17 protein-coding genes and 1 tRNA gene are annotated in these 14,567 nt (G+C 61.0%); 11 read left to right on the forward strand and 7 right to left on the reverse strand.

Features of this window, described 5'->3' with window-relative positions:
- The first annotated feature begins 116 nt into the window (after positions 1–116).
- The 4 genes from CCGE531_RS00755 to CCGE531_RS00770 all read left to right on the forward strand — a co-directional run bounded on the left by CCGE531_RS00755 (position 117) and on the right by CCGE531_RS00770 (position 2,310).
- Positions 117–192, forward strand: a tRNA-Ala gene (locus tag CCGE531_RS00755).
- 187 nt (positions 193–379) lie between these two features.
- Positions 380–622 carry a GIY-YIG nuclease family protein gene (locus CCGE531_RS00760; protein ID WP_120662478.1) on the forward strand — a complete coding sequence of 81 codons (243 nt, stop codon included), beginning with the start codon at positions 380–382 and terminating at the stop codon, positions 620–622.
- 101 nt (positions 623–723) lie between these two features.
- On the forward strand, positions 724–1,446 hold the full coding sequence (locus CCGE531_RS00765; RefSeq protein WP_120662479.1) for a YoaK family protein: 723 nt from the start codon (positions 724–726) through the stop codon (positions 1,444–1,446).
- A 72-nt stretch (positions 1,447–1,518) separates the two neighbouring features.
- Positions 1,519–2,310, forward strand: a complete 792-nt coding sequence (locus CCGE531_RS00770) for a YdcF family protein (RefSeq protein WP_120662480.1) — start codon at positions 1,519–1,521, stop codon at positions 2,308–2,310.
- Between the two features lie 41 nt (positions 2,311–2,351).
- Here CCGE531_RS00770 and CCGE531_RS00775 read toward each other — a convergent pair whose 3' ends face one another.
- Positions 2,352–2,831 carry a hypothetical protein gene (locus tag CCGE531_RS00775; protein WP_120666340.1) on the reverse strand — a complete coding sequence of 160 codons (480 nt, stop codon included), beginning with the start codon at positions 2,829–2,831 and terminating at the stop codon, positions 2,352–2,354.
- A gap of 141 nt (positions 2,832–2,972) precedes the next feature.
- Here CCGE531_RS00775 and CCGE531_RS00780 point away from each other — a divergent pair, with 141 nt between their 5' ends.
- Positions 2,973–3,608, forward strand: coding sequence for a trimeric intracellular cation channel family protein (locus CCGE531_RS00780; protein WP_120662481.1), 636 nt, complete (start codon positions 2,973–2,975; stop codon positions 3,606–3,608).
- An 89-nt stretch (positions 3,609–3,697) separates the two neighbouring features.
- Here the strand turns inward: CCGE531_RS00780 and irrA are convergent, their stop codons facing one another.
- On the reverse strand, positions 3,698–4,120 hold the full coding sequence (irrA, locus tag CCGE531_RS00785; RefSeq protein ID WP_120662482.1) for an iron response transcriptional regulator IrrA: 423 nt from the start codon (positions 4,118–4,120) through the stop codon (positions 3,698–3,700).
- A 297-nt stretch (positions 4,121–4,417) separates the two neighbouring features.
- Here irrA and fabA point away from each other — a divergent pair, with 297 nt between their 5' ends.
- The 6 genes from fabA (at position 4,418) to CCGE531_RS00810 (ending at position 9,061) form a co-directional block, all read left to right on the forward strand.
- The gene (gene fabA, locus CCGE531_RS00790; RefSeq protein WP_120662483.1) at positions 4,418–4,933 is read left to right on the forward strand and encodes a 3-hydroxyacyl-[acyl-carrier-protein] dehydratase FabA; all 516 of its coding nucleotides are present in this window, start codon (positions 4,418–4,420) and stop codon (positions 4,931–4,933) included.
- 53 nt (positions 4,934–4,986) lie between these two features.
- Positions 4,987–6,210 carry a beta-ketoacyl-ACP synthase I gene (gene fabB, locus CCGE531_RS00795; protein WP_120662484.1) on the forward strand — a complete coding sequence of 408 codons (1,224 nt, stop codon included), beginning with the start codon at positions 4,987–4,989 and terminating at the stop codon, positions 6,208–6,210.
- Between the two features lie 4 nt (positions 6,211–6,214).
- Positions 6,215–7,021 carry an enoyl-ACP reductase FabI gene (gene fabI / locus CCGE531_RS00800; protein ID WP_120662485.1) on the forward strand — a complete coding sequence of 269 codons (807 nt, stop codon included), beginning with the start codon at positions 6,215–6,217 and terminating at the stop codon, positions 7,019–7,021.
- A 77-nt stretch (positions 7,022–7,098) separates the two neighbouring features.
- Positions 7,099–7,677 carry a GNAT family N-acetyltransferase gene (locus CCGE531_RS00805; protein WP_120662486.1) on the forward strand — a complete coding sequence of 193 codons (579 nt, stop codon included), beginning with the start codon at positions 7,099–7,101 and terminating at the stop codon, positions 7,675–7,677.
- Between the two features lie 157 nt (positions 7,678–7,834).
- Positions 7,835–8,029 (forward strand): hypothetical protein, encoded by a 195-nt coding sequence (locus tag CCGE531_RS34710; RefSeq protein WP_245458944.1) that lies wholly within the window; start codon positions 7,835–7,837, stop codon positions 8,027–8,029.
- A gap of 12 nt (positions 8,030–8,041) precedes the next feature.
- Positions 8,042–9,061: an acyltransferase gene (locus tag CCGE531_RS00810; protein WP_281024451.1), complete on the forward strand. Its 1,020-nt coding sequence runs from the start codon at positions 8,042–8,044 to the stop codon at positions 9,059–9,061.
- A gap of 39 nt (positions 9,062–9,100) precedes the next feature.
- Here CCGE531_RS00810 and CCGE531_RS00815 read toward each other — a convergent pair whose 3' ends face one another.
- The 5 genes from CCGE531_RS00815 to rbfA form a co-directional block, all read right to left on the reverse strand.
- Positions 9,101–10,117 carry a class I SAM-dependent methyltransferase gene (locus tag CCGE531_RS00815; RefSeq protein WP_120662487.1) on the reverse strand — a complete coding sequence of 339 codons (1,017 nt, stop codon included), beginning with the start codon at positions 10,115–10,117 and terminating at the stop codon, positions 9,101–9,103.
- Between the two features lie 160 nt (positions 10,118–10,277).
- Positions 10,278–12,416, reverse strand: a complete 2,139-nt coding sequence (gene pnp / locus CCGE531_RS00820) for a polyribonucleotide nucleotidyltransferase (RefSeq protein WP_120666342.1) — start codon at positions 12,414–12,416, stop codon at positions 10,278–10,280.
- A 324-nt stretch (positions 12,417–12,740) separates the two neighbouring features.
- Positions 12,741–13,010, reverse strand: a complete 270-nt coding sequence (rpsO, locus tag CCGE531_RS00825) for a 30S ribosomal protein S15 (protein WP_047635766.1) — start codon at positions 13,008–13,010, stop codon at positions 12,741–12,743.
- 173 nt (positions 13,011–13,183) lie between these two features.
- Positions 13,184–14,116 carry a tRNA pseudouridine(55) synthase TruB gene (gene truB / locus CCGE531_RS00830; RefSeq protein ID WP_120662488.1) on the reverse strand — a complete coding sequence of 311 codons (933 nt, stop codon included), beginning with the start codon at positions 14,114–14,116 and terminating at the stop codon, positions 13,184–13,186.
- A gap of 12 nt (positions 14,117–14,128) precedes the next feature.
- On the reverse strand, positions 14,129–14,551 hold the full coding sequence (rbfA, locus tag CCGE531_RS00835) for a 30S ribosome-binding factor RbfA (RefSeq protein WP_120662489.1): 423 nt from the start codon (positions 14,549–14,551) through the stop codon (positions 14,129–14,131).
- Between the last annotated feature and the right edge of the window lie 16 nt (positions 14,552–14,567).

Here is a 14,567-nt window from a genome sequence, read left to right on the forward strand (position 1 = left end):
CCCCGGGCCGAATTTTTCGGCTTGCTATCTGTAAAAACCAGAAGTAATAAGCCGCCACCCCGACGGGCGAAGCGCTCGGAAGGGACCCAGGGCCGGTCAAACGGCACCACCTTGATGGGGCTATAGCTCAGCTGGGAGAGCGCTTGCATGGCATGCAAGAGGTCAGCGGTTCGATCCCGCTTAGCTCCACCACGCTTCGCCCTTACGGGCTTCGCGTGGCGCAGCCGCGGGGAACCGTTAGGCCGAAGCAGTGCCCGGCATAGCCCGCAGGGCGACGACGGGCTGAAATTTCAATCAAATATTTCCAGACAAGAAGCCAACATCGACTCGATATAGTATTTGCGTCCGAATCACCGGATGCCAATCGATCGAGATGCGGATGTGGTACGTTTACATCCTTCAAAGCGCGGATTTTGCTGACCAGCAATATACTGGATCGACTTCAGATCTTAAACGGCGGCTTGCGGACCACAACGCCGGCAAGTCGACGCACACCGCGAAATTCGCGCCATGGATTCTTCTTTGGTACTCGGCATTCCCGGACAAATATCGCGCATTGGAATTCGAAGCCTATCTGAAATCCCATTCTGGCCGAGCATTTGCGAAGAAGAGGCTGCTCTAAAAGCCTGCCTGTTTTCCACGCATCGATAACTTAATCCATCCTCCGCATTCCCTCAACTTCGTGCTAGCCTCGAATCCTCCGCAAACAACCTCGAATCGGCCATGACCAGACAGCGTCGCCGTCGCCTCATCAAGACCCGCCGCACGGTGACGGGGTTTCTGCTCGTTGCCTCGATCGCCTTTCTGGCTGGGATGACCGATGCCGTCGGGCTGATGCTGACGGGCAATTTCGTGTCCTTCATGACCGGCAATACGACGCGGGCGGCGATTGCGCTCGGAATGGGCGAGTTCGGCCATGCGGCGGTGCTGTTCTCGGCCATCCTGACGTTCATTCTCGGCAATGCGCTCGGGATCGTCATCGCCCATGCGGCGGAGCGGCGGGCTTTCGTGGTGCTTGCCTGCGTCAGTATCCTTCTGGCCGCCGCCGCGGGCTTTGCGGAGCCGTCGCTGGTTCTGGTGCAGTTCTATCTGGTGGTGCTGGCCATGGGCATGGTCAATGCCACGGTCGAGCATATCGAAGGCCTGCCGATCGGCCTCACCTATGTCACCGGGGCGCTCTCGCGCTTCGGTCGCGGTCTTGGCCGTTTCCTGCTGGGGGATCGGGATTTTCTCTGGACGGTGCAGATCGTGCCCTGGAGCGGCATGATCTCCGGCGCCATCATCGGCGCGCTTCTGGCCGGCGCCTTCGGCGCGCACGCGCTTTGGGTGGTGTCCATGGTCGCCCTCGTGCTGGCGCTGTCGACGCTTTTCATCCCCCGCCCGCTGCAGCGCCGCTTCAATCAGCGCTTCGTTATTTCGGCATCGATGGTGCGGCGATCGAAATAGCCACATTGCAGCGCACAAAAATCTGCTAGGGAGAAAAACGAATCGTTTTGCCGACAAGCGTAAGGATATGCCGTGTTCGTTTTTTCGAAACTTGTCTGGATTTTCGGTCAGCCGCTGTCGCTGGCGTTTCTTTTCATCCTGCTGGCCTTCATCGCCGCTCTCCTGCGCTGGCGCGCCACGGTGATTGTCTCGTCGCTGTTGTCGGTGCTTATCCTGTTCGTCTCGCTCTATACGACGGCGGGCGCCTATATCGTCCAGGGCCTGGAAGAGCGCTTTTCGCACTCGGCTGCCGATCCGGCGGATCTCAAATGCGTGATCGTGCTCGGCGGCGCCACGCAGAACGAGGTAACGACCGCGCGTGGCGGCTACGAACTCGATTCGGCTGGCGATCGCCTGATCGAAGGCCTGCGGCTGGCGCAGAAATATCCGCAGGCGCGCATCGTGATCTCGGGCGGCGATGGCTCGATCGGCGGCAGCTATGAGGGCGATGCCGTCATCTCCGAGCGCTTCTTCACGGCACTCGGTATTCCCAGAGACCGCATGGTCGAGGACAAGACCTCGCGCACCACCTTCGAAAATGCCGTCAATACCAAGGAGCTGCTGGCGCAGAACGGGCTTTCGAACTGCCTGCTCATCACATCGGGCTTCCACATGCCCCGCTCGATGGGCATCTTCCGCAAGCAGGGCATCGATGTCGTGCCTTGGCCGGTCGATTACCGCAGTACCGGCAAGGAAACGCTCGGCCTCGATTTCACCCAGCCTTCGCGCAACGCGCAACTGCTGGCGACGGGATTGCGCGAATGGGTCGGCCTGGTCGGCTATTACGCCGTCGGCCGCACATCGGCGCTTTATCCCGGACCGTAACGACGTGTCCGGACCGTAACTACGTGTCCAGACCGTAAGGGCTATTTCTTGGAAATGGTGACGAACTTGACGCCGCGCACCCGGACGGTGATTTCGCAGCGATCCTCGCCTTCCTTGCGGTCGCAAAAGTGCGGGTGCATCTTCATGACCAGCACCATGTTGCCGAAGCGCTGGATGAAATCATAGCCGTAGATCCGCGCCGTGGCGATCATGAGATAGCCGCCTTCGGCCACCTGGACATAGAAATTATAGGGGCAGCCTTCATCCGTGCAGTAGGGGCCTTTTTCGCCCTTGCAGGTAATCTCGCCCTCGTTGACGACGATATCGGCCAGCTTGTCGTTGTTGATATCCTGCTGGGTGGCGAAGTGGTCGCCGAAGCCCGCCTGACCGTCGCAGCTCTTGGTGAAGTGATCCTTCTCGAATGCCACGGGATCCTGCAGGATCGATTGCTGCGCCTCGGCCACGGCGGGCATGACCACGAATGCGACGAGATTGAAAATCACGATCAGCAGGGATTTCACGGGGGATTCCTCTTCGAAGCGCCGTCGCGGCCACGATGGTCGCCGCAGCCGCTGCGACATCTTTACACGCGCCTGCTTGCGCGGCCCTTGCCGTCGTGATTCATTTCGCAAAAATCGCCGGCACCCCCGTTGGAGTTTTCGATGTCGCTTCTTTCGTTTCTTGACTATGCCGGCGTCGCCCTTTTTGCCGCAACCGGCGCGCTCGCGGCCTCGCGCAAGCAGCTCGATCTGATCGGCTTTTTGTTCCTGGCCGCCGTCACCGGCATCGGCGGCGGCACGCTTCGCGATATCGTCCTTGGCCGGGTGCCCGTCTTCTGGGTGCTGAACCCGACCTATATCATCATCTGCGCCATGGTCGGCATCCTGGTCTTCTTCACCGCCCATCTGTTCGAATCGCGCTATCGGCTGCTCATCTGGCTCGATGCGGTGGGACTGTCAGCCTATTGCGTGATGGGGGCGGCCAAGGGCATGGCGGCGACGGGCTCGCCCACCGTCGCCATCGTCACCGGCGCGCTGACGGCGACGTTCGGCGGCATCCTGCGCGATCTCCTGGCAAACGAGCCCTCGGTGCTGCTGCGGCCGGAAATCTACGTGACGGCCTCGCTCGTCGGCGCCGGTGTCTTTACGGCGGCCAATGCGACGACGCTTCCACTCTATGCCTCTGCGGGATTGGGTGTGATCGCGGCCTTCGCAGTGCGCGGCGGCGCGCTCTGGTTCGGCTGGACCTTCCCGACCTATCGCCACAGGCCCGGCCGGCATCCGGATGATGTGATGTAGTGGGAGGCGGTAGGAATTAGGCAGTAGGCAATAGCGAATGGCTGGGAGACAATTCTATTGCCTATTGCCTATTGCCTATTGCCTATTGCCTATTGCCCATTCTTGCGGCGCAGGCGGATCACCACGTCGACATGGGCGATTTCCATGCCCTTCGGCGGTTCCGGCAGATTGTCGATCGTCAGGTTGCTGATCGGGATATCCAGCACTTGGTTGTGGCCTTCCACGAAAAAGTGATGGTGGTCGGAAACATTGGTGTCGAAGTAGGTCTTGGTGCTTTCGACAGCGAGCACGCGGATCATGCCGGCTTCGGTGAATTGATGCAGCGTGTTGTAGACGGTTGCGAGCGAAACCGGAACGCCGGCGGCAACTGCTTCCTCGTGAAGCTCCTCCACGGTCAGATGGCGGTCGCCCTTGGCGAAGAGAAGGTCTCCCAGAGCGATCCGCTGTCGGGTCGGCCTCAGGCCGACATTGCGTAGCCTGGTTTCGATCGCGATTTCGGCTTCTTCCGCCATTCAGGGACTCCGGATTCCTGATCTCTATAATTCTTTACTAAGCCATATAACTTTTGCCTTGATTGCTTTCAATAGTTTCAATGGGGCGGGAAGGTGCTCAAAAGCCGCAAAAAACCAGCTTTTGGCGCAATTCGCTCTGGTCGCGGCTCTGGCGTTCCTGTATGCGACCACCACATAACGGCTAGTGCGGTCGATCGAACGGATGAATGAGAGTGCGATGCTTTCGCTTCATTTTCTGTCCATCTTGCACTAAAGCTTCACATCCATCGGCATTCATGCGGGGGAAACGGATTTTTTATGACGACGAGACAGTCCAGCTTCAATTACGAGGAAATCCTGGCTTGCGGCCGCGGCGAACTGTTCGGTCCGGGCAACGCGCAGCTTCCCCTGCCGCCGATGCTGATGGTCCATCGCATTACTGAAATTTCCGAAACCGGCGGCGCCTTCGACAAGGGCTTCATCCGCGCCGAATACGACGTGCGTCCCGATGACTGGTATTTCCCCTGCCATTTCGCCGGCAATCCGATCATGCCGGGCTGCCTCGGTCTTGACGGCATGTGGCAACTGACCGGCTTCTTCCTCGGCTGGCTCGGCGAGCCCGGCCGCGGCATGGCGCTTTCGACAGGCGAAGTGAAGTTCAAGGGCATGGTTCGCCCGGATACGAAGCTTCTCGAATACGGCATCGACTTCAAGCGCGTCATGCGCGGCCGCCTGGTCCTCGGCACCGCCGACGGCTGGCTGAAGGCCGACGGCGAGGTCATCTATCAGGCGACGGACCTGCGCGTGGGCCTGTCGAAGGACAAGGTCGCCTGAACCGCGGCGCCGCCGCCTCCACAAAGACAGACGTTTTAGAAAAGGTCATCGACATGAGACGGGTAGTTGTTACGGGTCTGGGTATTGTCTCTTCGATTGGAAACGATGCGCAAGAAGTGACCGCCTCGCTGCGCGAAGCCAAATCCGGCATTTCTTTCTCTCCCGATTTCGCCGAGCACGGTTTCAAGTGCCAGGTCTGGGGTTCGCCGAAGATCGATACGACCGATCTGGTGGACCGCCGCGCCATGCGCTTCCTGTCGCAGGGCGGCGCCTGGAACCACGTCGCCATGAAGCAGGCGATCGCCGATAGCGGACTCGATGAAGGCGACATCACCAACGAGCGCACCGGCATCATCATGGGCTCCGGCGGCCCGTCGACCCGCACGCTGATCGAAGCGGCCGACATCACCCGCAAGAACAACAGCCCGAAGCGCATCGGTCCCTTCGCGGTGCCGAAGTCGATGTCGTCGACCGCGTCTGCAACGCTTGCCACCTGGTTCAAGATCCACGGCGTCAACTACTCCATCTCGTCCGCCTGCTCGACCTCGGCGCATTGCATCGGCAACGCCGCCGAGATGATCCAGTGGGGCAAGCAGGACGTCATGTTCGCTGGCGGCCACGAGGATCTCGACTGGACCATGTCCAACCTCTTCGACGCCATGGGCGCCATGTCGTCCGACTTCAACGAAAACCATCCGGAAACCGCCTCGCGCGCCTATGACGCCAAGCGTGACGGCTTCGTCATCGCCGGCGGCGCCGGCGTGCTGGTTCTGGAAGAGCTTGAGCATGCCAAGGCCCGCGGCGCCAAGATCTATGCCGAGATCGTCGGCTATGGCGCCACCTCGGACGGCTATGACATGGTAGCACCCTCGGGCGAGGGCGCCGTGCGCTGCATGCGCCAGGCACTCGCCACCGTGAAAGGCGATATCGACTACGTCAACACCCACGGCACCTCGACGCCGGTCGGCGACAGCAAGGAAATCGGTGCGATTCGCGAAGTCTTCGGCGACAAGATCCCGCCAATCCAGTCGACCAAGTCGCTGACGGGCCATTCGCTCGGCGCAGCCGGCGTTCAGGAATCGATCTATTCGATCCTGATGATGCAGGAGCGCTTCATCGGCGAAAGCGCCCATATCACCGAACTCGATCCGGAATTCGAAGGCGTGCCTGTTGTGCGCAAGCGTATCGACAACGCCAAGTTCGATATTGCCCTTTCGAACTCCTTCGGCTTCGGCGGCACCAACGCCACGCTCGTGTTCCAGCGCTACAACGGATAAGGCAATGACGGGAATCATGCAGGGTAAGCGCGGCCTCATCATGGGCGTCGCAAACAATCACTCGATTGCCTGGGGTATTTCAAAGGCGCTCGCAGCCGAAGGCGCGGAACTGGCTTTCACGTTTCAGGGCGAGGCGCTCGGCAAGCGCGTCAAGCCGCTCGCGGCCGAAGTCGGCTCGGATTTCCTGCTGCCTTGCGATGTCGAGGATCTGGCCTCCGTTGATGCCGTCTTCGACGCGATCAAGGAGCGCTGGGGCAGGCTTGATTTCATCGTCCACGCCATCGGCTTTTCCGACAAGAACGAGCTGAAGGGGCTCTATGCCAACACCACGCGGGAGAATTTCACCCGCACCATGGTGATTTCCTGCTTCTCCTTCACCGAGATCGCCAAGCGCGCCGCCGATCTGATGACGGAAGGCGGCAGCATGCTGACGCTGACCTATAACGGCTCGACGCGCGTGATCCCGAACTACAACGTCATGGGCGTCGCCAAGGCAGCACTTGAGGCTTCCGTTCGCTATCTCGCCGCCGATTACGGCCCGCGCGGCATCCGCGTCAACGCCGTTTCCGCCGGCCCGATCCGCACGCTCGCCGGCGCCGGCATTTCCGATGCCCGCGCCATCCTGTCGTGGAACCAGCGCAACGCGCCGCTGCGCAAGTCTGTTACCATCGACCAGGTGGGCTCCTCGTCGCTCTACCTCCTGTCGGATCTGGCGGCAGGCGTCACCGGCGAAGTCCACTTCGTCGATGCCGGCTACAACATCACCTCGATGCCGACGCTGGAAGCGCTGTCGAGCGCCGACGCCGAGTAGGCCCACTGATCTGAATCGTCCTCTCGGTCCTTGGCCGGGAGGACCGAACTTCCGGATATCCTTCCAGAGGATTCCTGATGACGTCTAGCGACGCCGAACCCTTTGCATCCACCGAGCGTCTGATCCTCAGAGGATTCGTCCCGGAGGATTTCGAAGCCTATAGCGCTTATCGCTCTCTGCCGGCCATCTATCGTTATCTCTACAGCGATCCTCCATCGTCACGGGAGATGCGAGAACGTTTCGATGCCGGTTTGAATACGAGTTTGTTGGAAGATGGCAATATCCTCCGCTGCGCTGTCGTTCGACGCAAGGACGATGTTCTGCTGGGCCAGGTCAGCCTGAAACTCACCAATAAAGCTGCTCTGCAGGCTGAGGTCGGATACATCTTCAATCCAGCCTATGCCGGCAAGGGCTATGCGACCGAGGCGGCTGAAGCTGTTATTACCCTCGGTTTCGAGAGGTTCAGCTTTCACCGGATCTTCGCTAGGCTGGATGCGAAGAATACCGGTTCGATCGGCGTCCTCGAACGGCTCGGTCTGCGGCGCGAGGCGCACCTCATCCAGAATGACCGTTTCAATGGCGTCTGGGGCGACGAGTATTTCTACGCAACGTTGAGGGACGAATGGGCCGCAAGGGCGCCGAATCGGGCGCGTTAACCTCCATTCGATAAGATTTTACGAAAATTTTAGGTTAATTCTATCTTGCCGTGGATGGCCCGTTACGGCTGGCCGGAATTCCGATACAAGGCAGGCAATCAACAGTATTTCCTGCATGTCCATCGGCATTCACCAGCCATTTACGGGAACCCCAGCCGTGAACACCATAACTGTTGCCAGTTCCAAGCCGCTCGATCCACCGGACGAGGCGGCACCGCTCGAATCCGCCGCCACCCCAAGGGCATTGGGGCCGGACCTATTGCGGGCGCTTGCCATCCTGCTCGTCATGCTCGTTCATCTTCCGGCGGAAGCGACGCCGCTGCCGCTCGCCGGCATCAGGCCATATGGCTGAATCGGTGTCGACATCTTCTTTGTGCTCAGCGGCTATCTCATCGGAAGCCAGTTGATGGCGGAAGCCGCGCGCCGCGGCGCCGTCGACTTCAAGGCCTTCTATCTGCGCCGGGCGTTCCGCATATTACCAGCCTTTCTGCTCGTGCTTGCCGCCTACACGTTCATCCCGTCCCTGCGTGACGCGCCGACGATGCAGCCGGCTTGGCGGTTCCTGAGCTTCACGGTCAATTTCGGGCTTGATCCGCGCTCGGGCGCAACGTTTACCGAAGCCTGGTCGCTGAGCGTCGAGGAGCACTTCTATCTCGTTCTGCCGGTTCTCGTCGTCCTGCTTAAGCGGCGAGCGACGGTGGGCTTCGCCGCCCTTCTGGTAGCGACGATCGTGATCGCCGGCATAGGCCTGCGGTTTGCGCTCTGGCAAAGCCATGTCGGCCCGATTGCCGAAATGCAAATCTACAGGGAGGCCTTCGCCGTCTATCTCAGGGATGTCTATTACCCGACATATAACCGGCTGGACGGGCTGACCTTCGGCGTCGTTCTGGCGGCGATCCGGCTGTTCAAGCCGTTGCTGTGGGAACGGTACATGCCGCCCCACATCGCGCTCGGTATCGGCGGCATGCTCATGATGGCGGCGGTGGTGATCTTTTCCATCCGCGGGCCGCTTGCCGAAACCAATCTGCCGCTGGTGTTTCAGCCTCTTCCCGGCGCGGTCGTCGGCTTTCCGCTGTTTGCGGCGGGCGTGGCGTTCATTCTCGGCGCATTGCTGGACCTGCAGCCGAAGATCGGGCGCTGGCACCTGCCGGCCATATCAGGCATCGCGACGCTCGCCTACAGCCTCTATCTCACCCACAAGGGCGTCTATCATCTCGACCGGATGGTCTTCGGTAAAGACAATCTTCAGGGGCTTTCGGGCTTCGTCATCTACCTCGCCACCTGCTTCATCGTGGCGGCGACGCTCTGGTTTCTCGTCGAAAGGAACTTCCTGCTCCTGCGGGATCATCTGATGCTGCGCTCACGTCGCGCCGACGAAGCCTGATCCATAAAAGAAAGGCGGCCGATTGGCCGCCTTCTTCGCTTATTTCTTTGCCCAGAGCACTTTGTAACGGGCATTGCGGCAGGTCTCGCCGAATTCCTTGAAATGCTCGGCCAGCACCGGCTCGTAGGGCAGGCCGCGATTGGCGACCAGCATCAGCCGGCCGCCGCCACGCAGCGCCGAAGCGGCCGTCTTGATCATCGCCTGGCCAAGCGAAGGCTCGGCGGCATGGCCCTCATGGAAGGGCGGGTTCATGATGATCAGGTCGTACTTGTCCTTGACCGGCTCGCTCGCCAGATCGTGCCAGAAGAAGCGCTGGGCGACCTTCGGGCAGTGCGACAGCAGATTGGCGCGCGCGGCCTCCAGAGCGCCGTAATGGGCCTCGTAGAGGTCTATGCGCTCGATCCTCGGCGATTTTGTCGCGAGCTCGACGGAGAGGTAGCCCCAGCCGGCGCCGAAATCGGCGGCATCGCCGGCAAAGTCGGTCGGCAGGCGCGAGGCAAGCAGTTCGGAACCGGCATCGACACGGTCATGCGAGAACATGCCGGGCGCCGTGGTGAAGCTGTCGTCGGCGAGTGTCGCCGGCTTTGCGAGCTGCGCCGTCAAGGCCTTGATGTCGGCGGGACGCGCAAACCAGAAAGCGACGCCGTGATATTTCGGCATATGCTCGATCTCGAGACCGAAGGCCTCGATGCGCTTGCGCAGCGGCTGGATGCCGTCTTCCTTGCCGCCGGCAACGAGGATGAGGCCGCCTTCCTTCACGCGCACCAGCGCTTCGGCGATGTGATCCTCATTCTCGCCTTTGTGCTTGCCGCAGAGCACCAGCGCGCCGTCATAGCCTTCGCCTTCGATGTCAGGCGTCACGTTGATCCGCTGCGCCTGCAGCTGGCGATAGAAGGGGCGGAAGCCCTGGACGGCGGACAGCTCGGCGGCAAAACCCTCCGGCAGCGCAAAACCCGCCTCGGCGCCGAGGAACAGGATGCGCTGACCCTCGCCGGGCGCGTCGACAGTGCCGGAGGCAAAGGGATGGAACAGGGTCTTCAGGGCATCGCGGCTCATGGGCGTGGTCTCGTTATGGGTTTGGTTGGTCGGGCTTGCTGGCAGGTGTCTGTTTCCGTGCCAGGCACGTAGTTTCGGCAAAACCGAACCGGCTAACCTCTTCAATATAAAAAGGGCGCGGAAAAGATCCCGCGCCCCGGAACGTTAGTGAAGGCGCGGCTTATTCGGCCGCGTCGTCCTTCTTCTTGTCGGCGGCGAGTTCCTGGCCGGTTGCCTGGTCGACAACCTTCATGGACAGGCGAACCTTGCCGCGCTCGTCGAAGCCGAGCAGCTTGACCCAGACCTTGTCGCCTTCTTTGACGACGTCCTGCGTCTTGGCAACGCGCTCGGAGGCGAGCTGCGAGATGTGGACGAGGCCGTCACGGGCGCCAAAGAAGTTGACGAAGGCGCCGAAGTCGGCGGTCTTGACAACCGTGCCTTCGTAGATCTGGCCGACTTCCGGCTCAGCAACGATCGAGTGGATCCACTTGCGGGCCGCTTCGATTTCCTTGCCGGAGGACGAGGCGATCTTGACGGTGCCGTCATCCTCGATGTTGATCTTGGCGCCGGTCTTTTCGACGATTTCGCGGATGACCTTGCCGCCGGAGCCGATGACTTCACGGATCTTGTCGACCGGGATGTTCATGACTTCGATGCGCGGTGCGAATTCGCCGAGCTGGCCGCGGCTCTCGGAGATGGCCTTCGCCATTTCGCCGAGGATGTGCAGACGGCCGCCCTTGGCCTGGTTCAGGGCGACATTCATGATCTCTTCGGTGATGCCTTCGATCTTGATGTCCATCTGCAGCGCGGTGATGCCGCCTTCAGTGCCGGCGACCTTGAAGTCCATGTCGCCGAGATGATCTTCGTCACCCAGGATGTCCGAGAGAACAGCGAAGCGTTCGTCTTCCTTGATCAGGCCCATGGCGATACCGGCAACCGGCTTTGCCAGGGGAACGCCGGCATCCATCAGCGCCAGCGAGGTGCCGCAAACGGTCGCCATCGAGGACGAGCCGTTGGACTCGGTGATCTCGGAAACGACGCGCAGCGTGTAGGGGAACTGTTCCGCCGTCGGCAGCATCGGGCGAACGGCGCGCCATGCGAGCTTGCCGTGGCCGATTTCGCGGCGGCCCGGGGAACCCATGCGACCGGTTTCGCCGACCGAGTAGGGCGGGAAGTTGTAGTGCAGCAGGAAGCGTTCCTTGTACATGCCGGTCAGGCTGTCGACATACTGCTCGTCTTCACCGGTGCCGAGCGTGGCGACGACGATCGCCTGCGTTTCACCGCGGGTGAACAGCGACGAACCGTGCGTGCGCGGCAGGACGCCGACTTCCGAGACGATCGGGCGAACAGTCGACAGGTCGCGGCCGTCGATGCGGCCCTTGGTGTCGAGGATGTTCCAACGGACGATCTTGGCCTGCAGGTGCTTGAAGACGGCGCCGATGACTTCGGCGGAGTACTTCGGCTCGACGCCTTCCGGAAGGAAGTGTGCCTTGACCTTGGCCTTGACGGCGTCGACGGCAGCGTAGCGTTCAGCCTTCTGCGTGTTGAGGTAAGCCGTGCGCAGTTCGCCTTCGGCGATGCCAAGCATCTCGGCTTCGAGAGCGGAATAATCTTCCGGCTGGAAGTCGCGGGGCTCCTTGGCGGCAACTTCGGCGAGCTTGATGATCGCGTCGATAACCGGCTGGAAGCCGCGATGACCGAACATAACGGCGCCGAGCATGACGTCTTCGGAGAGTTCCTTGGCTTCGGATTCAACCATCAGCACGGCTTCCTGGGTGCCGGCAACGACGAGGTCGAGGCTCGATTCGTCCATCTCGTCGAGATGCGGGTTGAGCACGTATTCGCCGTTGATGTAGCCGACGCGAGCGCCGCCGATCGGGCCCATGAACGGAACGCCTGAAAGCGTCAGGGCAGCCGAGGTGGCGACCATCGACAAGATGTCCGGATCGTTTTCGAGGTCATGCTGGATGACGGTGACGACGACCTGGGTGTCGTTCTTGTAGCCTTCCGGGAAGAGCGGGCGGATCGGGCGGTCGATCAGGCGGGAAACCAGGGTTTCCTTTTCGCTCGGACGGCCCTCGCGCTTGAAATAGCCGCCGGGGATCTTGCCGGCTGCGTAGGTCTTTTCCTGGTAGTTGACGGTGAGCGGGAAGAAATCCTGGCCCGGCTTCGGCGACTTGGCGGAAACGACGGTCGCAAGCACCACGGTCTCGCCGTAGGTGGCGACGACGGCGCCATCGGCCTGGCGGGCGACCTTGCCAGTTTCCAGCTTCAGCGGGCGGCCTGCCCACTCGATTTCGACGGTATGGATATCGAACATATCTTGTCCTTGCACTGTGCGGGAAAAGGCGCCGTGGCCGACGATTTCGGCAGGGCGCATCTTCAACCGCATGAAATGTGACGCATCACGGGCAAGACAACGAGAGGCTTTCGAAGATCGGCCGAAGCACGAAGCTTCGGCTGAAAGCATCCAGCAATCCTGCCCCATGACAGGTCAACGGTTGTTGTTGGCAGCACCGGCCCATCCGGCCTGCCGGCAGTTTCGCATCGCGCAAATGCAAGGCGCAAGCGAAACAGTCTCGAGGGTTCATACCCTTCATAAGCATCCGGCGGACGTTCAGCAGAACGCCCGCCGGAAATTTGATTAGCGGCGAATACCGAGGCTGGTGATCAGCTTGGTATAACGGCCTTCGTCCTTCTTCTTGAGGTAGTCAAGAAGCGAGCGCCGGCTGGAGACCATCGTCAGGAGGCCACGACGGGAGTGGTTGTCCTTCTTGTGGTCCTTGAAATGGTCGGTGAGGTTGTTGATGCGCTCGGTCAGGATCGCAACCTGGACTTCCGGAGAACCGGTGTCGCCTTCGACGGTAGCGTATTCCTTGATCAGCGCAGCCTTGCGCTCAGCAGTGATCGACATCGGATAGTCCTTTCTATGAGAGGAAATTAAAGTCGCCAAACGCCGGGATGTCGTCCAGCATTGGCCGCGAATGCAATCAGGCATGCCTGATGCTGGCGCTGCCTATAGACCATTTGTGACGCAAAGGGAAGAGCATCGTGTCTTTGCCTTCTCTCCGTCGGAGAGAAGGTATTTTAAACGAATACGCGCTTGGGGCGGAACTCGCCCTCGCCGATCTCGCCGATGGCGATCAGCTTGCCGCGCGCCGTGGCATAGGCCTCGGTTTCGGCGACCGGCGCATCGCGGCCACGCACGAGAATGGGATTGCCCATCTTCAGGCGGTGCGCCTGATCATCATTGATAACGAGATGCGGCAGCGAAGACAGGGCTTCGGCCGTGTCGATCAGCAGCGCGTCGAGGGCTGCGAGCCGCTCGTCTGCATCCTCAATGTCTTCCAGCGCCACCAAATCGGCAAGCGGCACCATCGTCTCCTCGGCGAAGGGAGCGACGAAGCTGCGGCGCAGGCCGGAAATATGGCCATGGCAGCCGAGATCGCGGCCGAAATCGCGGGCGAGGGCGCGCACATAGGTGCCCTTGCCGCATTCGACCTCGAAATGCGCCGTGTCGGCGTCGGGGCATGCAAGCAGCGTCAGGCGGAAAATCTCCACTTCGCGCGACGGGATCTCCACTGTTTCGCCCTCGCGGGCCAGATCATAGGCGCGCTCGCCGGCGATCTTGATGGCGGAGAACTGCGGCGGGATCTGGTTGATGACGCCGGTATAGTTCGGCAGCAGCGCGCGGATGTCCTCTTCGCTCGGACGCTTGTCGGAGGTGGCGGTCACTTCGCCCTCGAGATCGTCGGTGGCGCGTTCTTCGCCCCAGGTCACGGTGAATTCATAGATCTTGCGGCCGTCCATGACGTAGGGAACCGTCTTGGTGGCGTCGCCGAGCGCGATCGGCAGCATGCCGGAGGCGAGCGGATCGAGCGTGCCGGCGTGACCGGCCTTCTGGGCCTTGAACAGCCATTTGATCTTGGAAACGGCCTCGGTCGAGCCGAAATCCACCGGCTTGTCGAGGATGAGCCAGCCCGAAATCGGACGGCCCTTGGGCTTGCGTGGTTTGGACATTCGCTGTCTCTATTATCGGTTTTTGTCGGTATCGGTTTCGGCGTCGCCGTCATCGAGATCACGCTGGACCTCGGGCGAACGCAGCAAGGCGTCGATCTTCTTGTAATTGTCGAAGCTCGTATCATCGCGGAAGCGGACTTCCGGCATGTATTTCATCTGCCGAAGGTGCTGCCCGAGACGGCCGCGGATGTATTTCGAATGACGATTGAGCGTGTCGATGATCGTGTCGTGGTCAGCGACGCCGAGCGGCGTGACGTAGGCGGTGGCGATCTTCAGGTCCGGCGACATGCGCACTTCGGAAATGGAGATCACGGTGCGCTCGATCAGGTCGTCGCGCACTTCGCCGCGCTGCAGGACCTGCGTGATCGCGGCGCGCACTTGTTCGCCGACGCGAAGCATGCGCTGCGAAGGCGCGGAAGAAGTTGGTCTGGCCATGGTTGTTCCGTTAGCA

The sequence above is a fragment of the Rhizobium sp. CCGE531 genome (genome assembly GCF_003627795.1).
Lineage (GTDB): Bacteria > Pseudomonadota > Alphaproteobacteria > Rhizobiales > Rhizobiaceae > Rhizobium.